The sequence below is a fragment of the Kiloniella laminariae DSM 19542 genome (assembly GCF_000374005.1).
Taxonomy (GTDB): Bacteria; Pseudomonadota; Alphaproteobacteria; order Kiloniellales; family Kiloniellaceae; genus Kiloniella; species Kiloniella laminariae.
The window spans coordinates 656923-673816 of record NZ_KB893134.1; the positions used below are offsets into that span (position 1 = coordinate 656923).

General features: G+C 52.9%; 18 protein-coding genes. 6 read left to right on the plus strand and 12 right to left on the minus strand.

Features of this window, described 5'->3' with window-relative positions:
* Positions 1 to 10 precede the first annotated feature (10 nt).
* Positions 11 to 586 carry a TlpA family protein disulfide reductase gene (locus B152_RS22305; protein WP_020590937.1) on the plus strand — a complete coding sequence of 192 codons (576 nt, stop codon included), beginning with the start codon at positions 11 to 13 and terminating at the stop codon, positions 584 to 586.
* 94 nt (positions 587 to 680) lie between these two features.
* Here B152_RS22305 and B152_RS0103195 read toward each other — a convergent pair whose 3' ends face one another.
* The 9 genes from B152_RS0103195 to B152_RS0103235 form a co-directional block, all read right to left on the minus strand.
* On the minus strand, positions 681 to 1565 hold the full coding sequence (locus B152_RS0103195) for a 3-hydroxybutyryl-CoA dehydrogenase (RefSeq protein ID WP_020590938.1): 885 nt from the start codon (positions 1563 to 1565) through the stop codon (positions 681 to 683).
* A gap of 133 nt (positions 1566 to 1698) precedes the next feature.
* Complete coding sequence (locus tag B152_RS0103200) at positions 1699 to 2631, minus strand: FAD-binding protein (protein ID WP_020590939.1); 933 nt, start codon at positions 2629 to 2631, stop codon at positions 1699 to 1701.
* Positions 2632 to 2633: 2 nt separating this feature from the next.
* On the minus strand, positions 2634 to 3383 hold the full coding sequence (locus tag B152_RS0103205; protein WP_020590940.1) for an electron transfer flavoprotein subunit beta/FixA family protein: 750 nt from the start codon (positions 3381 to 3383) through the stop codon (positions 2634 to 2636).
* A gap of 196 nt (positions 3384 to 3579) precedes the next feature.
* Entirely contained in the window at positions 3580 to 4155 is a 576-nt protein-coding gene (locus tag B152_RS0103210) for a cob(I)yrinic acid a,c-diamide adenosyltransferase (protein WP_020590941.1), read from the minus strand.
* 143 nt (positions 4156 to 4298) lie between these two features.
* On the minus strand, positions 4299 to 4496 hold the full coding sequence (locus tag B152_RS0103215) for a twin transmembrane helix small protein (RefSeq protein WP_020590942.1): 198 nt from the start codon (positions 4494 to 4496) through the stop codon (positions 4299 to 4301).
* A 166-nt stretch (positions 4497 to 4662) separates the two neighbouring features.
* On the minus strand, positions 4663 to 5508 hold the full coding sequence (locus B152_RS0103220; RefSeq protein ID WP_020590943.1) for an NUDIX hydrolase: 846 nt from the start codon (positions 5506 to 5508) through the stop codon (positions 4663 to 4665).
* A gap of 129 nt (positions 5509 to 5637) precedes the next feature.
* A complete protein-coding gene (locus B152_RS0103225) occupies positions 5638 to 6222 on the minus strand; it encodes a YceI family protein (protein WP_020590944.1) in 585 nt (194 codons plus the stop codon).
* A gap of 28 nt (positions 6223 to 6250) precedes the next feature.
* Positions 6251 to 6808, minus strand: a complete 558-nt coding sequence (locus B152_RS0103230) for a cytochrome b (protein WP_026261237.1) — start codon at positions 6806 to 6808, stop codon at positions 6251 to 6253.
* Positions 6809 to 6952: 144 nt separating this feature from the next.
* Positions 6953 to 8974 (minus strand): protein meaA, encoded by a 2022-nt coding sequence (locus B152_RS0103235; protein WP_020590946.1) that lies wholly within the window; start codon positions 8972 to 8974, stop codon positions 6953 to 6955.
* A 244-nt stretch (positions 8975 to 9218) separates the two neighbouring features.
* Here B152_RS0103235 and ccrA point away from each other — a divergent pair, with 244 nt between their 5' ends.
* Entirely contained in the window at positions 9219 to 10502 is a 1284-nt protein-coding gene (gene ccrA, locus B152_RS0103240; protein WP_026261238.1) for a crotonyl-CoA carboxylase/reductase, read from the plus strand.
* A gap of 166 nt (positions 10503 to 10668) precedes the next feature.
* Complete coding sequence (locus B152_RS0103245; RefSeq protein ID WP_020590948.1) at positions 10669 to 12327, plus strand: acyl-CoA dehydrogenase family protein; 1659 nt, start codon at positions 10669 to 10671, stop codon at positions 12325 to 12327.
* A gap of 16 nt (positions 12328 to 12343) precedes the next feature.
* On the opposite strand, the gene gluQRS is transcribed toward B152_RS0103245, so the two are convergent.
* Entirely contained in the window at positions 12344 to 13195 is an 852-nt protein-coding gene (gene gluQRS / locus B152_RS0103250; protein WP_020590949.1) for a tRNA glutamyl-Q(34) synthetase GluQRS, read from the minus strand.
* 42 nt (positions 13196 to 13237) lie between these two features.
* Between gluQRS and B152_RS0103255 the strand changes: the two genes are divergently transcribed.
* The 3 genes from B152_RS0103255 (at position 13238) to B152_RS0103265 (ending at position 15570) form a co-directional block, all read left to right on the plus strand.
* The gene (locus tag B152_RS0103255) at positions 13238 to 13867 is read left to right on the plus strand and encodes a DNA-3-methyladenine glycosylase family protein (protein WP_211212101.1); all 630 of its coding nucleotides are present in this window, start codon (positions 13238 to 13240) and stop codon (positions 13865 to 13867) included.
* Positions 13868 to 13979: 112 nt separating this feature from the next.
* The gene (locus B152_RS0103260; protein WP_026261241.1) at positions 13980 to 14651 is read left to right on the plus strand and encodes an alpha/beta hydrolase; all 672 of its coding nucleotides are present in this window, start codon (positions 13980 to 13982) and stop codon (positions 14649 to 14651) included.
* Between the two features lie 337 nt (positions 14652 to 14988).
* Complete coding sequence (locus tag B152_RS0103265; protein WP_020590952.1) at positions 14989 to 15570, plus strand: HNH endonuclease; 582 nt, start codon at positions 14989 to 14991, stop codon at positions 15568 to 15570.
* A 22-nt stretch (positions 15571 to 15592) separates the two neighbouring features.
* Here the strand turns inward: B152_RS0103265 and B152_RS0103270 are convergent, their stop codons facing one another.
* Both B152_RS0103270 and B152_RS0103275 read right to left on the minus strand, forming a co-directional pair.
* Positions 15593 to 16108 carry a disulfide bond formation protein B gene (locus B152_RS0103270; protein ID WP_020590953.1) on the minus strand — a complete coding sequence of 172 codons (516 nt, stop codon included), beginning with the start codon at positions 16106 to 16108 and terminating at the stop codon, positions 15593 to 15595.
* A 23-nt stretch (positions 16109 to 16131) separates the two neighbouring features.
* A complete protein-coding gene (locus tag B152_RS0103275) occupies positions 16132 to 16713 on the minus strand; it encodes a YqaA family protein (protein WP_020590954.1) in 582 nt (193 codons plus the stop codon).
* Positions 16714 to 16894 lie beyond the last annotated feature (181 nt).

A 16894-nucleotide genomic window follows, 5' to 3' on the forward strand; every position in this document is an offset into this window, starting at 1 on the left:
ACTTTATATTATGACTTTGGCTTACGCCTATCGTGTGTTTTCAGTTTTTATCGGGCTCTATTCGGCGGTTTTGTTCCTGCAGATAACCGGGGCAAGTGCCGAAACTTCCAACAAGCCCCCGCTGGAGGGGCGACTCGAGGGGAACTTTACTCTGTTCGATCCGCCTGTGCCAGTGCCGATCGAAAGCTTTGAGGATGAAGAGGGAAATCTTCGGTCTCTAAAAGATTTTGAAGGGCAGGTATTGCTTCTGAACTTTTGGGCCACATGGTGTCCTCCCTGTATCAAGGAAATGCCAGATCTGGACAAGCTGCAAGCCGAGCTTGGCAATGTTTCCTTTCGGGTTGTTACTTTGTCTGAAGACAGGGGCGGCCTTAAACAGGTAGTACCTTTCCTGAACGATAACGCTTTGAAAAATTTACCCCCTTATGTGGATGTAAAAGGCAGGGTTGCACGTGCCTTTGGCCTGAAAGGTTTGCCATCTACCTATTTGATCAACAAGGAAGGGTTGATTGTCGGTGCTTTGATCGGGCCGTTTGAGTGGTCAGCGCCGGAAGTAAAAAAACTTATTACCTTTTATACAAAGTAGGCCGTTGATTTAACCAAGGTGAAATTCTGATGATAAAAAGCCCGAGATCAGTAAGATCGTCGGGCTTTTTTGTACTGTTAGACCGCTTGTCAGATTACCGGGTCGGGACGGGAACCTCGCCACCGTAATCATAGAAGCCCCGGCCAGCTTTTTTGCCGACCCAGCCTGCTTCAACATATTTGACCAGCAGGGGACAGGGGCGATATTTGGTATCAGCCAGGCCGTCGTAGAGGACGTGCATAATGGCAAGGCAGGTGTCCAGGCCAATAAAATCAGCAAGTTCCAGTGGTCCCATGGGATGGTTGGCCCCCAGACGCATGGCGGTATCGATGGAATCGACGGTGCCAACACCTTCGTAAAGCGTGTAGACCGCTTCGTTGATCATGGGCAGAAGGATTCTGTTGACGATAAAAGCTGGAAAATCTTCGGAAGAAGCCGATGTTTTGCCGAGCTTTGCAGTCATGTCCTTGATCAGCTGGTAAGTTGGCTCTTCGGTTGCGATACCCCGAATAAGCTCGACCAGCTGCATCACCGGTACGGGGTTCATAAAGTGCATGCCCATAAACTGGCCGGGACGTTTGGTAACGGCAGCCAGACGGGTGATGGAAATGGAAGAGGTGTTGGAACAGAGAATGGCTTCCGGTTTCAGCAAAGGGCAGATTTTGCGAAAGATATCTTTTTTGATCTCTTCGTTTTCTGTTGCTGCTTCGATGACCACATCGCACTGGGCCAGACTTTCCATTTCAACAGAATTTCTGATTCGGGGCAGGGCAGCTTCCATTTCGCCTTTGGCGATTTTTCCTTTGGAGGCCTGACGTTGCATGTTTTTCTTAATGATACTCAGGGCACCGGTCAGCTGTTCCTGGCTGATATCGACCATGTGAACATCATAGCCAGCAAGGGCACAGACATGTGCAATCCCACTACCCATCTGGCCTGCGCCGATGATACCGACTGTTTTGATTTCCTGAATTGTCATACTCGTCATGGGCCTTCCTGCCACATCTGCTTCCCGAAACAAGACGCTATCACAGATGATAGCGTCTTGCCGCAGGATATTATTTTAGAGCGACTGAAACCGTTCAGATTAACAAATTTGAACGGTAATCTCCCTAGCCGAGTTCTTTTTCAAGCTCGGGGATGGCATCAAAAAGATCAGCAACCAGACCGTAGTCTGCCACCTGGAAGATAGGTGCTTCCTGATCTTTGTTGATTGCCACGATAACTTTAGAGTCCTTCATTCCGGCCAGATGCTGGATTGCCCCGGAAATCCCGACTGCAATGTAGAGGTCAGGCGCCACAACCTTACCGGTTTGACCGACCTGATAGTCGTTGGGAACATAGCCTGCATCAACGGCAGCACGCGAGGCACCAACAGCCGCACCCAGCTTGTCAGCAACGCGTTCCAGCATGGCAAAGTTTTCACCATTCTGCATGCCGCGGCCACCAGAGATGACAACACCAGCGCTGGTGAGCTCCGGACGTTCGGATTTGGTCAGTTCCTGGCCAATAAAAGTTGACAGGCCAGCATCACCGGTTGCATCAACGTTCTCAACTGCAGCAGAACCACCTTCGTCCGCAGCTGCTTCAAAAGCGGTTCCACGAACAGTGATCAGCTTGATAGCATCGCTGGACTGCACGGTTGCAAGTGCGTTTCCTGCATAGATCGGGCGAACGAAAGTATCAGCGCTTTCAATGGCGGAAATTTCGGAAATCTGCTGGACATCAAGAAAGGCAGATGCACGCGGCAGAATATTTTTCCCGTAAGTTGTGGCAGGAGCCAGAATGTGGCTGTAGCCAGAAGCCAGTTTGACAATAAGCGGCGCAATGTTTTCGGCGACATCCTGAGCATATTCAGGGGCATCGGAAACAAGAACCTTGGCTACACCGGCGATCTTGGCAGCAGCAGCGCCTGCATCGGCGCAACCGGAACCGGCAACCAGTACATGAACGTCACCACCGAGCTGAGCAGCTGCGGTCACTGTGTTCAGGGTTGCGGACTTGATCGTCGTATTGTCGTGTTCGGCGATAACAAGAATAGACATCGTCAGATCACCTTTGCTTCGTTCTTCAGTTTGTCGACCAGCTCGGCAACGGAGCCAACAATTACACCGGCAGCACGCGCAGGTGGTTCGGTCACTTTGAGCGTTTTGACGCGTGGAGCAACTTCTACACCGAGATCTGCCGGACTTGTTGCATCAATCGGCTTTTTCTTGGCTTTCATGATGTTCGGCAGAGAAGCGTAGCGGGGCTCGTTCAGACGGAGATCAACGGTCAGAACGGATGGAAGCTTGACACTGACCTTTTGCAGACCGCCGTCAACTTCGCGGGTGATTTTGAGCAGATCGCCGTCTTTTTCCATTGCGGAAATGAAGGCACCCTGCGACCAGCCGAGCAACGCAGACAGCATCTGTCCGGTCTGGTTGTTGTCGCCATCAATCGCCTGCTTGCCAAGGATGACAAGACCGGGATCTTCATTGGCAACAACAGCCTTGAGCAACTTGGCAATAGCCAGCGGCTGAAGGTCTTCATCACTCTGGATGTGGATGCCGCGATCTGCGCCCATGGCGAGACCTGTACGGAGAGTTTCCTGAGCCTGGGCAGGCCCGGCGGAAACGACAATAACTTCGCTGGCAATGCCAGCTTCTTTCAGACGCACAGCCTGTTCAACCGCAATCTCGCAGAACGGGTTCATCGCCATCTTGACGTTTGTGAGTTCAACGCCAGTCTGGTCCGACTTAACCCGAACCTGTACGTTCGCGTCAATGACACGTTTGATCGGGACGAGTACTTTCATAGAGAAGTATCCTTAATTATCACGCTTTCCCTAAGCAGATCTGTGGGTTTTTCCATCAAATTTCTGCTCTCTTACAGCCAGTCGCCGGGAACCTTAGGCCCGCCGGCATACACTGTCAATGACCGCCTACCGAGTTTTTCCCGAGTTTTCCCTGAGAATTTTCGCTGAGAATATTCGGGAGAATTTTCGGGGCGGATCATCTGTTCGCTCCAGGTATCCAGAGCACATCTCTGGCACCGTTGTCATTGACGTGACGGGCCAGAACAAAAAACAGGTCCGAAAGCCGATTGATATACTTGAGGCCTTCGGAGTTGATTTCTTCTTCCTGTATCAAGGCTGACACCAGTCTTTCGGCACGACGTGCCACGGTGCGCGCCTGATGCAGATAAGCTGCTGCAGCGGAACCGCCAGGCAGAATGAATGATTTTAACGGTGCTAGGTCGGCATTGATCTGGTCGATTTCCTGCTCAAGCCTGGCGACCTGTTCGGCGGTAATGCGCAAAGGGGGATAGGCAGGGTCTTTTTCTTCAGGGCAGCAGAGATCCGCGCCCAGGTCGAAGAGATCGTTCTGAATACGGGAGAGCATCGCATCAATCGGCGCGTCAGTCGAGCCCCCGGTGTGCAGGCGAACCAGGCCGACAATCGCGTTGGTTTCGTCCACAGTTCCATAGGCCTCGACACGAAGATCATGCTTGAAGACACGTTTCCCGGAACCAAGAGATGTTTTCCCCTTGTCCCCGCCGCGTGTGTATATTCGTGTCAACTGTACCATTATGGTTTGGCTCCGTACTGCAGGGGCCGAATTCAGACCTTCTGCAAGATGAAATCACAACATAGCCTATAGATCTTTGTTCAGGATATCACCGTTGCGACTGGCTTTTGATGAATTGAACAAATCCGTAAGATTCCTTTTACTCAGCTGCCTTTGGCCAGCAATGCGAGGACGAGCACCAGCAAAGCGATGCCTTGGGCAATAACCCGGTAGCGCATGAAGCGGTTGGCGTTGTTTTTGTTGAACTCTCCCCCTTTGGCCATGGTGAAGAGGCCGATGAAGAGGATGATCAGGACGGCTGCAAGAGATAGAACGATGAGGACGTTGAGAAAGGTTTCCATGTGTTTACTGTCTCGCAGCGCTGGATGTTTTTATAGGATGACGGTGTGTTTTTGAAAATTGTGCATTGCATCATTGCGCAAAGGGGCGGCAGAGAAAACCCAAAAACCGGATTTTTTCTGCAAGGAGGCTTTGTTCTTCTTGCACCTTCGGGTGCAGGGGGGGAGCTCAGATGCTCTGGCGTTGCATACCACTAGCAAGGGAACAGTAATCCGGATCATCCGGTGTGATATAGCCCTCGCGAATCAGAAAGTGGATAATGACCAGACTAACATTGAATTTGAAGTCGTCACTGCTTTTGATCCGCTCGATGACCTGTTCCAGGGGCCAGAGATAGAACTCTTCAACTTCACCGTCAGTGTTCCGGGGCATGAAGCCTTCAGGCAGATAGAGGTCATAAACAAAAAGGATGTCATTGCGCAAGCCGTCCTCACGGGCGCAACGGTAGGAGACGATCCCGGCCGGTTTGGCCTTTTGTACAAGGGTTTCTGGAATATCGGCTTCTTCAGCGGCTTCCTTGACGAGGTTTTCGTAAACACCAAGCCCGAAAGGTTGCCCCCCTGCAACAATGTGATCCAGTTTGCCGGGCGCGTTGGGTTTGTCGAGCGAGCGTTTTCCGACCCAGATCTTTAATCCTGAAGCTGTGCGCACCAGACCGTTGACGTGAACACCATATCCCCGGATGCCAAAATACCCGGCAGCACCACGGTCCAGCTTCATAACCGGAGTTTGGCTCCAGTCGTTGGTTACGGGATAGTATTCATCCCGCCAGCGGGAAATGCTGTCTTCAGCAACGAGCTGACGGATGACGCTTTCAACTTTTTCTGTGCGGTCATCAAAACTTTGCAGGCTGGGGTAAAGAGTGACCTGCTGTTCATCTACGACAAAGACTTGGGGGAATTTGGCAAGTTTTTGAGCAAACTCGTGGGTGATATGCCCAAAAATCTCTGCGTCGATCAGAAAGGGGCGGTATTTTTCCGGCTGCCAGGTATGGCAACTGGCTACACGATCCATAAAGGCCACAGGAGACTCCCTAAAGGCTGGTCCAGTTCAGGGGCCATAGTGCGTTGGAAGTCCGTCTGTCACAATCCTGAATTTGGCCTGCTCTGTTGGGAAGAGAGGGTTGCTTAAGAATCTTGCCTGTTATTTTGTTGCGATACCTTCGATGGCAAAGGTGATGCGGACCATCTCGCCAATAACTGCCGTGTCGAGCCATTGGCCGTTGCCGATGCCATAATCCAGCCGTGAGATTTCTGCCGCACCCTGGGCTCGCAGTTCGTCGCCTTCAACCGAGGCCTGGAAAGGCAGGTCGATTTTTTTGGTGACGCCGCGCATGGTCAGGGAGCCGTGGGCGACAAAGCTGTCGGGGGAAAGCTGTTCGAAAGACGAGGCCTCAAAAATGGCTTTCGGGTGCGCGGCGGAATCGAAAAAAGCATCAGAACGGATCAGCTTATCCCGATCACCAGACTGGGTGTTGACTGATTCGGTCGTGATTTCTACACGGATATGACTGTCTGTGAGCTCTTCCGGGTGGAAGGTAATTTCGGCCTGGTAGTGTTCAAATACACCAGGAACTTCCGCACCAGACTGTTTGGCAACAAAGCCAACCTGGCTCTGGTCGTTTTTCACAGACCAGAGCGTTGCTGCTTCTGCGTGGGAACGGCCCAGAAACATGATGCCAAACACCAGCAGGGCGACTGAAAAAATAACGCGAAATAGAAATTTCATGACGGGTTCGATTCAAAAAATGTCGGGTTCAGCTCCGCGGTTTGCCAAAAGGCATCATGCGAAGCAGGACTGTGTCTTTATCTAGAAAATGATGCTTGAGCGCTGCGCCGGCATGAAGAAGGACCAGTGCTGCGATACCCCAGCCGATATAGAAATGGGAAGCGGCCAGAAGATCTGCAAGTTCTTTGTTGGCTTCAATTATACTTGGCAGGCTGTAGTGGTTAAAAAACACGATGGGATATCCGCTTGCCCCGGAATGGGCAATTCCGATCAGGGGCTGAAGGATGAAGGCTGCGTAAAGCGCAAGGTGTACGGCGTGAGCTGCAAGTTTTTCCAGAACGGGTTGTCCGGAAAGCGGAGGCGGGGGCGGAGACAAAAAGCGCCAGACCAGTCTGGTCAGAGCCAGGGCCAGAACGATCAATCCTAGGGACTTATGCAGGTTGTAATACCAAACCTTGTCAAGACCGAGCGGAAGCTCTCCCATCCAGATCCCGAGAATGATCAGGGTGATGATCAGCAGGGCCATGGACCAGTGCAACAGCTTGGCGATAGCTCCATAGCGTTCTGCATCATTTTTGTATTGCATCTGATCCAATCCGGCGGTTTCGACCATTCTCTGGCCCGTTGGCAAAACATGGTTCGCTATAACTCTGTAGTTGAGAGATAGGAAATGTTTTCGGCAATCAGTAGTCACAAATGGGTGATGAGAATGTTTACCGGGGGGAAATAATCAGAAGGCAGTGTCTTTGCTCTGGGTCCTGGAGGCAGTTGAATCAAGAATGGTTACAATATCAGCAAGGATGGACGTGAGGTCATAGTCCTTGGGCGTATAGATGGCTGCGACACCTGCCTTGAGCAGGGCTGCGGCATCTTCGGGCGGGATGATACCGCCCACAACGACGGGGATGTCAGGCAATCCGGCGACCTTAAGGCGGGAAATGACTTCTGTAACCAGGGGGCCGTGCGATCCCGACAGGATGGAGAGGCCGACAATGTGAACATCCTCTTCCAGGGCGGCATTGACAATCTGCGCCGGGGTAAGGCGGATGCCTTCATAGACCACCTCAAAACCGGCATCCCGTGCCCTGACAGCGATCTGTTCCGCGCCGTTGGAGTGACCATCCAGCCCGGGTTTGCCAACGAGAATCTTGGCGCGTCGTCCGAGTTTCGCCGAGACCTGGTCAAGCTTTTGGCGAATTTCAGTCAGTGAGTTGATGTCATTGCTGACTGCACTGGCGCGACCAACACCTGTTGGAGCCCGGTACTCGCCAAAAATTTCCCTGAGGGCCTGACCCCATTCGCCAGTTGTGACACCCGCATGGGCGCAGGCAATTGAACTCTCCATGATGTTTTTGCCTTCGCGCGCAGCTGCCTGTAGGTCTTCGAGAGATTTTTTGACTTGCTGCTGATCGCGTTTTTCCCGCCATTCCTTCAGGCGGGAGATCTGTTCGGCTTCGGCCTTGTCGTCAATTTTCATATAGCCACCGTCCCCGCCACTGGTCAGAGGGGACAGTTCGGTTTCGGTATGTTTGTTGACGCCAATAACCGTCAGATCGCCGCTTTCGATATCCCGAAATCTCCTGGCTGCGGATTCAACCAGTTTGCCTTTCATATAAGAACTCTCGACAGCAGCAACCGCTCCGCCCATTTCCTCGATCCGGGCAAGTTCTTCGCGCGCTTCCTGCATCAGTTCTTCCACCTTGGCTTCAATCACAACCGAACCATTGAAGATATCACCATATTCCAGCAGGTCAGTTTCGAAGGCGACGATCTGCTGAAGCCGGAGAGACCATTGCTGGTCCCAGGCACGAGGGAGCCCCATTGCTTCGTTCCAGGCGGGTAACTGAACAGCGCGGGCTCGGGCATCTTTCGAGAGGACAACGGCCATCATTTCAAGAAGGATTCGGTAAACGTTGTTTTCCGGTTGCTGCTCGGTCAGGCCAAGAGAGTTAACTTGGACGCCATAACGGAAACGGCGATATTTTTCTTCTTCAACACCATAGCGCTCGCGGCAGATCTCATCCCAAAGGCGGGTGAAGGCCCGCATTTTACACAGCTCGGTGACAAAGCGGACGCCGGCATTCACAAAAAAGGATATGCGTCCGACAACCCGGGCAAAATCCTTGTCGGGTACCTGTCCGGCAGTCTTGAGCGAATCGAGAACCGCAATCGCGGTCGCCAGGGCATAGGCAAGCTCCTGTACCGGTGTCGCGCCTGCTTCCTGAAGGTGATAGGAGCAGACATTCATCGGATTCCATTTGGGAATTTCTGTGTAGGTGAAGGCAATGACATCCGTGATTAGTCGCATGGATTGCCGCGGCGGGAAGATATAGGTGCCGCGTGAAAGATATTCCTTGATCAGATCGTTCTGGGTCGTGCCGGAAAGGCTGTCGCGGGGCAGTCCCTGCTTTTCGGCGCAGGCGATATAAAGCGCCAGCAGCCAGGGGGCCGTGGCGTTGATGGTCATGGAGGTGTTCATCTGATCCAGCGGGATCTGGGTAAAGAGCGTTTCCATATCGCCAAGGTGGGAGATCGGTACGCCAACCTTTCCGACCTCGCCTTTTGAAAGAGGGTGGTCGGAGTCGTATCCGGTTTGGGTCGGGAGGTCAAAAGCGACGGATAACCCGGTTTGCCCCTTGGCCAGATTTGTCTTGTAGAGCGCATTGGAAGCGGCAGCAGTTGAATGTCCGGCGTAGGTGCGAAAGAGCCAGGGTTTATCGCGGGACTCAGGTTTTGCTGCACTTGCGTTCATGATCATTTTTCCTGTTCTGTCGATATCAGGATTTTTCCCTGATTTTATCGTTATAGACTACATTAATGTTACATATAGACATAAAGTTTCTTTATTTATTAATCTATAGCAAAATTATAACAATTGTGCATTGCAAAAAAAACAAGCCCCAGCTAAGCTTGTTTTCAAGCGGCGACAGACCTACCGCCATCCGAAGAAATCTGAAGACCGTCACAAGGCGGCTGGAACGGGGATGAGGCTCAAGATGACTGATACAGCTAAAGTAGTGGACCTTACTGTCCATCAGGAAAAAAAAGATCTCTATGAAGTTGGTGAAATCCCGCCTATGGGACATGTGCCGAAACAGATGTATGCCTGGGCAATCCGGCGGGAGCGTCAGGGCGAGCCGGAAAAGGCGATGCAGGTTGAAGTGGTTGATGTCCCCACACTGGAAACCAACGAGGTTCTGGTTCTGGTTATGGCGGCAGGGGTTAACTACAACGGCGTCTGGGCCGGACTGGGTAAGCCGATTTCCGTGTTCGATGTCCACAAAGAACCCTATCATATTGCCGGTTCTGACGCATCAGGGATTGTCTGGGCAGTCGGTGCCAAGGTTACCCGCTGGAAGGTGGGTGATGAGGTTGTGGTTCACTGTAATCAGGATGACGGGGACGATGAGGAGTGTAATGGCGGCGATCCCATGTTTTCTCCCTCCCAGCGTATATGGGGTTATGAAACGCCAGATGGTTCTTTTGCCCAGTTTACAAGAGTCCAGTCCCAGCAGCTCATGCATCGTCCCCGTCACCTGACCTGGGAAGAATCCGCCTGTTACACTCTGACCCTGGCAACCGCCTATCGCATGCTTTTTGGTCATCGACCCCATATTCTCCGGCCGGGCCATAATGTTCTGGTCTGGGGGGCTTCGGGGGGGCTGGGTTCCATGGCAATCCAGTTGATTGCCACCGCAGGCGCCAACGCCATTGGAGTGATTTCGGATGAAACCAAACGAGATTTTGTGCTTTCCCTCGGCGCTAAGGGCGTTATCAACCGCCGCGATTTTGACTGTTGGGGACGCTTGCCTGAAGTCAACGACGTTGAGGGTTACAAAGACTACATGAAGGAAGTCCGCAAGGTCGGCAAGGCGATCTGGGATATCACCGGCAAGGGGAATGATGTCGATTTTGTCTTTGAGCATCCCGGGGAGCAGACCTTTCCGGTCAGCTGCAACATTGTCAAGCGCGGGGGCATGGTGGTTTTCTGTGCCGGAACAACCGGTTTTAACCTGACCTTTGATGCCCGTTTTGTCTGGATGCGGCAAAAACGTATTCAGGGCAGCCACTTCGCCAATCTGAAACAGGCGTCGCAGGCAAATCAGCTGGTGATTGAACAGCGTCTCGACCCCTGTATGTCCGAGGTTTTTTCCTGGGATGATATCCCGCGCGCGCATACCAAAATGCTCAATAATCAGCACAAACCCGGGAATATGGCTGTGCTGGTGCAGTCAAAGCGTCCGGGCTTGCGTACGCTGGAAGACGTGGTTGAAGGCTAGGCCTTCGCCGGTTGCCGACAGGGATTGTATCTGTTCGGGGGTCTCGAACTCCCGGATGGTTGCAAAGCCGTTCCTATAACCTGCTGTTGTAAGAACGCCCCTGTCGGAACCCACGCTGTCCCCGTGTCACAGTTTCATTATCCTGCGTGTTAAAAGGTTCCAAATGATGTCTCATGATCCGCTGCTGTTCTCCCGCTGCGAGAAGGCTGTCGCTGCTGCCACCGTTTTGTTGGAAGAGGCGAAGCAGTCTGTTGCTGGTCTGGTCAAGCAGGAGGGGCGCATCAGCTCTGAACTGCTGGAGGAACAGCAGTTTGCAGCACATGGTCTGGCCTGGATGGCAACCTATGTTGCGGCGCTGGATACATTGCTGAACTGGGCGCGGAAACTGGAGGAAGTAGGGAGCTTTCGGGAACTCGAAGCGCTGCTGCTGAAAATTGCCTTTGGCGAATATCTTGCGCAGATCAGTGGCGGGATTGCCATCAGCCAGGTCGAAGTTTTGCGCCCGGTCGACATGGGGCTTTCAGAAGAACAGGTTGCCACCTTTGAAAGCGAGGCGGTCAAAATTCTGATTGCACAGGGAAACACAGTCGAAAACCGCAAGGCGTTGTCGGGATATCTGGCGAACAGTCTCGAAACTGGACACTTCGGAGCCACGGGTCTTGGTGATGAAACGCTGGAGATGATCCGCGGCCAGTTTCACAAGATTGCCGATGATTATCAGGATGCGGCTCATGGCTGGCATCTTCGGGATGAGCTCATTCCGATTGAGGTGGTTGAGCAACTGGCTGAACTTGGCATCTTTGGCCTCACCGTACCCGAGGAATATGGCGGGCTGGGGATGGGCAAGCTGGCCATGTGTGTTGTAACCGAAGAGCTTTCCCGCGGATATATTGGTCTGGGCTCACTTGGAACGCGGTCTGAGATTGCGGCTGAATTGATTCGTCTGGGGGGAACCGAGGAACAAAAACAGTCATGGTTGCCGCGGATTTCCTCGGGTGAAATCTTGCCAACTGCGGTCTTTACAGAGCCGAATACGGGATCAGATCTCGGATCCTTGAAGACCCGGGCGATCCGTGACGGGGATTGTTATCGCATCACAGGCAACAAGACCTGGATTACCCATGCGTCGCGCAGCGATATCATGACCTTGTTGGCCCGGACCAACCCGGACGAGCCCGGCTATAAAGGGCTGTCGATGTTCATTGCGGAAAAACCGCGCGGCAGCGAAGAGGCCCCTTTTCCGGCAGCAGGGATGAGCGGGGGCGAGATCAAGGTGCTCGGTTATCGCGGTATGAAAGAGTATGAGCTTGGCTTTGATAACTTTGAAGTCAAGAGCGAGAACCTGCTGGGAGGAGAAGAGGGGCAGGGTTTTAAACAGCTGATGGCGACTTTTGAATCCGCAAGGATCCAGACTGCGGCCCGGGCAGTAGGGGTAGCACAATGCGCCCTGGAGCTGGGCATGCAATATGCCCATGAGCGTATCCAGTTCGGCAAGCCGCTCTACAGTTTTCCACGGGTGTTCGGCAAGCTGGTCTGGATGGTGGTGGAAACCATGGTTGCCCGCCAGTTGACCTATGCAGCAGCCAGGGAAAAGGATTCTGATCTCCGCTGTGATATCGAAGCTGGCATGGCAAAGCTTTTGGGGGCGCGTGTAGCCTGGTCCAATGCGGATAATGCTCTCCAGATTCATGGCGGCAATGGTTACGCCGAGGAATACAAGATCAGCCGGGTCCTTTGTGATGCGCGGATCCTCAATATTTTTGAGGGGGCCGCAGAAATTCAGGCGCAGGTGATTGCCAGGGGACTCTTGTCTGGGCGCAACTAGATTTCTCTAATGCCGTTCATAAGAGGCCAATCATTTTGCGGATGTCATCAGGTTTTTTCCCTTCTTCGCGCAGGACCCGGATTGCAAGAGCATTATGGCGTTTTGCCAAACGAACACCCTGATCGTCACTGACCAGTTCGTGATGGTGCCAGCGGGGCACAGGCAGATCGAGCAAAGCCTGTAACAGGCGATGAATATGCGTGGCCTCAAAAAGGTCCCTGCCGCGGGTGACATAGGTTATGCCCTGCAAGGCGTCGTCCAGCGTGACCGAAAGGTGATAGCTGGTGGCAATATCCTTGCGGGCCAGGACCACATCCCCGAAAATTTCCGGCGTGGCATGCACGTCTCCTGCTGCGAGGTCCTGCCAGAACAAGGTGCCCGATTGCGCCAGAGCGCGATCCATATGTAGACGCAGGGCATAAGGCGCTCCGCCGTCCTTGCGGTCTTTTTGTTCACTCGAGGACAGATGTTTGCAGATCCCCGGGTAGATGACACCATCCGGGCCATGAGGAGCGTTGCCTGACTGCCCGATTTCCTCAGCGATATCCTTGCGGGTGCAGAAACAGGGATAGATCAGTCCTCGCTGTGCCAGTTTGTCCAGGGCGCTTTGATACTCAGGCAGGTGTTCTGATTGGCGGCGTACCGGTATTTCCCATTCCAACCCCAGCCAGGCGAGATCTTCATAAAGGGCCTGCTCAAAAATCTTGCGGCAGCGCGTGGTGTCGATATCTTCGATACGAAGCAAGAAACGTGCAGACACCTCGCGGGCTTTCTGCCAGCTGAAGAGTGCAGAGTAGGCGTGCCCCAGATGGAGATATCCAGTGGGGGAGGGGGCAAAGCGGCAGGCGGGTGTTTCAGGTCGGATCATGATCTGACAAATGTGCAATGACCAGGGGGAAGAAGTCCAGTTGTGAGTGATAGAAAAATATCAGACGAGAGCTTGCGCCCTGCACTGGTGGCACTTTCCGGCCTTGACCCGGATGTTGCCCGGGCCTTTGCCGAACATGGTCTGCCGCCGGAACGTTCCCAGGAAGCCGGTTTCGACGGGCTTATTCGCATGATTATCTCGCAGCAGGTTTCGGTCCAGTCAGCCCGTGCCATTCTCGGGCGCTTGCTGGAGCAGGTCGGTGAGATCACACCAGAAGCAATCCTGAAACTGGATGACGAGGGGATGAAAGCCGCTGGCCTCAGTCGCCCCAAACAACGGTATGCTCGTGGATTGGCCGATGATGTTCTCAGCGGAAAACTCCAGCTGGATCTGTTGCCGGGGATGGAGGATGAGGCAGTTATTGATCATCTGATTGCGGTAAAGGGGATCGGGCGCTGGACCTGTGAGGTCTATTTGCTTTTTGCTTTGCGGCGCCCCGATGTGATGCCTGCAGCCGACCTTGCCCTGCAGGAGGCAATGAAACATCTCAAGGGACTGGAACAACGGCCAAGTCCTGCGGAAATGTACCGCCTTTCTGAACTCTGGCGTCCCCATCGCAGTGCCGGGGCCAGGTTCCTCTGGCACTATTATCGCCATGCCGGAATTGCCTGAAAGCCCGCTTGCTGACTCCTGCAGACAGATATTTATTAACCATTTTTGTTAAATTCGTGACCTCGGGCGAAAATTCGTGTAAAAGTATAGTGTTATTCATGGGGGGCATGAAATGTCAGAGGTAGTTTTAACGGGCCCAAGGCACGAGCCAAGCTCGGGCGGACCGGCCAAAGAATTAATCATTATGCTGCATGGTCTCGGTGCAAACGGACAGGACCTGATTGGTCTTGCGCCTTTTTTTGCCCAGGCTCTTCCTTCCGCTGCGATTGTTTCTCCTGATGCGCATCAGGCCTGTGATATGGCCCCGATGGGACGTCAGTGGTTCAGTTTGATGAGCAGGGATCCCGACCAGATTTTGGCTGGTATTAAAGCTGCGGCACCGATTGTCGATGCTTTCATCGACCAGCAAATGGCGCATTACAAGCTTCCGGCAGACCGGGTTTTGCTGATGGGATTTTCCCAGGGAGCAATGATGGCCTATCATGTTGGTCTGCGCCGTAAAGAGGCCTTTGCCGGAATGATGGCCTATTCCGGGATGCTGGTATCATCTGATCTGCTCAAGACGGAAATGACCAGCCCCTGTCCGGTGCTGGCGATCCACGGGGACAAGGACGAGGTTGTGCCGTCTCAGGCTCTGCCTTCTGCTGTGAAGGCTTTGCAGGACCACAATGTGCCAGTTTATCAGCAGATGATCTCGGAACTTGGTCACGGAATTGACGAGAACGGTATCTCCATGGGCGTGGGCTTTGCGCTTGAGGTTCTGGGCTACAGCATAGCTGAATAAAAAATTCTCTTTGGGGGCTGCCCCTCCCTCCCAGATAACAGGCTGTCCTCATATGAGCGACAGCCTTTTTGCTGTGTGCCTCAGTTCCAATCCGACCAGATCGGGTTTGTGAAGACGTGACGACAGTCGTGTGACAGTGGAATCTGAATTTTGTGTTTCTTTTATTACGCGCATACAAAATGTTGTATGTATTCGAAATATGCAGTATTTTTAAATAGATGCTGGTTCCAGGTTGGAACGAAGGAAGTTTATTTCGGACAAGCTGGCAGGCAGCATCGACAGGCCCAAGTTTTTGATGATTCCCTAGGTGTGTTTGGTAATCCTGCGGAGGAAAGACGTGGTTTCCTTTTCTGCCAATCCGGCGTTAGTTCTCAATGCAGACTTTCGACCGCTCAGTTATTTCCCTCTTTCTTTGCTGTCATGGCAGGATGCGATCAAGGCTGTGTTTCTTGACCGGGTCCAGATTGTTTCAGAATATGATAGCGAGGTTCACTCGCCGTCCTTTCAGATGCGTTTGCCTTCTGTTGTCGCGCTGAAAGATTATGTCCAGCTGGATCGCCGTCCAGCCTTTACCCGCTTTAATGTTTTTTTGCGAGATTCCTTTACCTGCCAGTATTGTGGTGTGAAGCAGGCGTCTGAATTGTTGACGTTCGACCATGTGGTGCCACGCTGTCAGGGTGGCGGCACGTCCTGGGAAAATATCGTAACGGCTTGCCAGTGTTGTAATCTGGCCAAGGGCGGACGTTCTCCCGGACAGGCACGGATGAGCTTGCAGTCCTGGCCCTGTTGCCCCACGGTTCATGAACTGAACATTAAAGGACGTGCTTTCCCGCCAAACTATCTGCACCAGAGCTGGCGAGATTTTCTCTATTGGGATACGGAACTGGAAGGGGAAAGCGGCATATCGCTGCTTCACTAAAACATTTTGACGGGTGCTGTCTTCAGGAAGCGGTGTTTTTTCTGAGAGCCATAAGGCAGATCACAGCCAATGCCAAAGCAATCACCATATTGTAACCAGCCATAGAGATCCCAAAAAGATCCCAGGGGATCTGGTCACAGCGGGCGACAGGCTTGTCGAGCAGCTGGGCCATCAGCTCTTCGCTCGAGAGCGAGAGATCAATGGCATCACCCTGACACTTGCTGCTTCCTTCCCACCATTGCTGTTCAACCCCGCTATGGAAAGCGGCCACGGCTGATTCAATGAAGAAGGAGAGCCCGGCAAGGGCAATAAACAGTCGGGCGAGAGCAGGGTGTTTACGCAGGAGCCAGGCTACCAAGCCAATTGCAGCTGCGCAGACATAGACCCACCGCTGGTACATGCAAAGAACACAGGGGGAAAGGCCACCAATATATTCAAACGCCAGAGCTCCTGCGAGCATTGCCGCACTGGAAAGGATGGTCAGGAGCGCCATCCAACCGGTACGGAAATCAAACAGATTCTCTGTGAATTTTGACATGGTCTTTCCCCCCGGGATTTCTGTCAGAGCAGGTATTTGAGGGCAACAAAGCCCCCGACCAGAAGTATGCAGAAAATTGTGGCGAGAATATTGAGATACTTTTCGATAAAAATCCGGATTGGTTGACCAAAATACCACAGAAGCCCGGCCACAAGGAAGAAGCGTGCGCCGCGAGCACCGACAGAAGCGATCGAGAAAACCCCGAAGTTCAGCTCAAAGAAGCCTGAGGCAATCGTGATGACCTTGTAAGGGAAAGGTGTCACGCCAGCGATAAAGACAATCCAGGCGCCCCACTCGTGATATTTCTCGCGGAAGCTCTCAATGTAGTCTGCTTTGCCGTAAAATTCGATAACCGGTTGGCCCACGGATTCAAACAGAAACGCGCCGATACCATATCCCAGCATCCCGCCGAGAACAGAGGCAATGGTCGCGACCAGTGCAATTTTCCAGGCCTGGTCCCGGGCAGCAAGAACCATGGGAATAATCAGAATGTCCGGTGGAATGGGGAAAACCGAGCTTTCGATAAAGGCGATAAAGGCGAGGGCGAGCAGGGCATGGGGGTGCGCTGCAAGCCCCATGGTCCAGTTATAGAGGCTGCGAAACACAGGGAGCTTCCTTTTGTTGATCTGGTGGCGAAGCAAACAGGAGCAGGACTGATACGTCAAGGCAGATTGACGTGATTCATTCAAGCATCAGGCAAGCATCAGGAATTTTGCCAGGAAAATCGGGCCGCAGATCTTCCGGCCACAGATCTTTAGGGGCTCAGGGAAAGCAAAAACTTGGGAG

What these genes read in the sequence shown, in the direction of transcription:
- B152_RS22305 (WP_020590937.1), top strand. Translation starts at nt 11, where the DNA reads ATGACTTTGGCTTACGCCTATCGTGTGTTTTCAGTTTTTATCGGGCTC.
- B152_RS0103195 (WP_020590938.1), bottom strand. Translation starts at nt 1,565, where the DNA reads ATGACAATTCAGGAAATCAAAACAGTCGGTATCATCGGCGCAGGCCAG.
- B152_RS0103200 (WP_020590939.1), bottom strand. Translation starts at nt 2,631, where the DNA reads ATGTCTATTCTTGTTATCGCCGAACACGACAATACGACGATCAAGTCC.
- B152_RS0103205 (WP_020590940.1), bottom strand. Translation starts at nt 3,383, where the DNA reads ATGAAAGTACTCGTCCCGATCAAACGTGTCATTGACGCGAACGTACAG.
- B152_RS0103210 (WP_020590941.1), bottom strand. Translation starts at nt 4,155, where the DNA reads ATGGTACAGTTGACACGAATATACACACGCGGCGGGGACAAGGGGAAA.
- B152_RS0103215 (WP_020590942.1), bottom strand. Translation starts at nt 4,496, where the DNA reads ATGGAAACCTTTCTCAACGTCCTCATCGTTCTATCTCTTGCAGCCGTC.
- B152_RS0103220 (WP_020590943.1), bottom strand. Translation starts at nt 5,508, where the DNA reads ATGGATCGTGTAGCCAGTTGCCATACCTGGCAGCCGGAAAAATACCGC.
- B152_RS0103225 (WP_020590944.1), bottom strand. Translation starts at nt 6,222, where the DNA reads ATGAAATTTCTATTTCGCGTTATTTTTTCAGTCGCCCTGCTGGTGTTT.
- B152_RS0103230 (WP_026261237.1), bottom strand. Translation starts at nt 6,808, where the DNA reads ATGCAATACAAAAATGATGCAGAACGCTATGGAGCTATCGCCAAGCTG.
- B152_RS0103235 (WP_020590946.1), bottom strand. Translation starts at nt 8,974, where the DNA reads ATGAACGCAAGTGCAGCAAAACCTGAGTCCCGCGATAAACCCTGGCTC.
- ccrA (WP_026261238.1), top strand. Translation starts at nt 9,219, where the DNA reads ATGACTGATACAGCTAAAGTAGTGGACCTTACTGTCCATCAGGAAAAA.
- B152_RS0103245 (WP_020590948.1), top strand. Translation starts at nt 10,669, where the DNA reads ATGTCTCATGATCCGCTGCTGTTCTCCCGCTGCGAGAAGGCTGTCGCT.
- gluQRS (WP_020590949.1), bottom strand. Translation starts at nt 13,195, where the DNA reads ATGATCCGACCTGAAACACCCGCCTGCCGCTTTGCCCCCTCCCCCACT.
- B152_RS0103260 (WP_026261241.1), top strand. Translation starts at nt 13,980, where the DNA reads ATGTCAGAGGTAGTTTTAACGGGCCCAAGGCACGAGCCAAGCTCGGGC.
- B152_RS0103270 (WP_020590953.1), bottom strand. Translation starts at nt 16,108, where the DNA reads ATGTCAAAATTCACAGAGAATCTGTTTGATTTCCGTACCGGTTGGATG.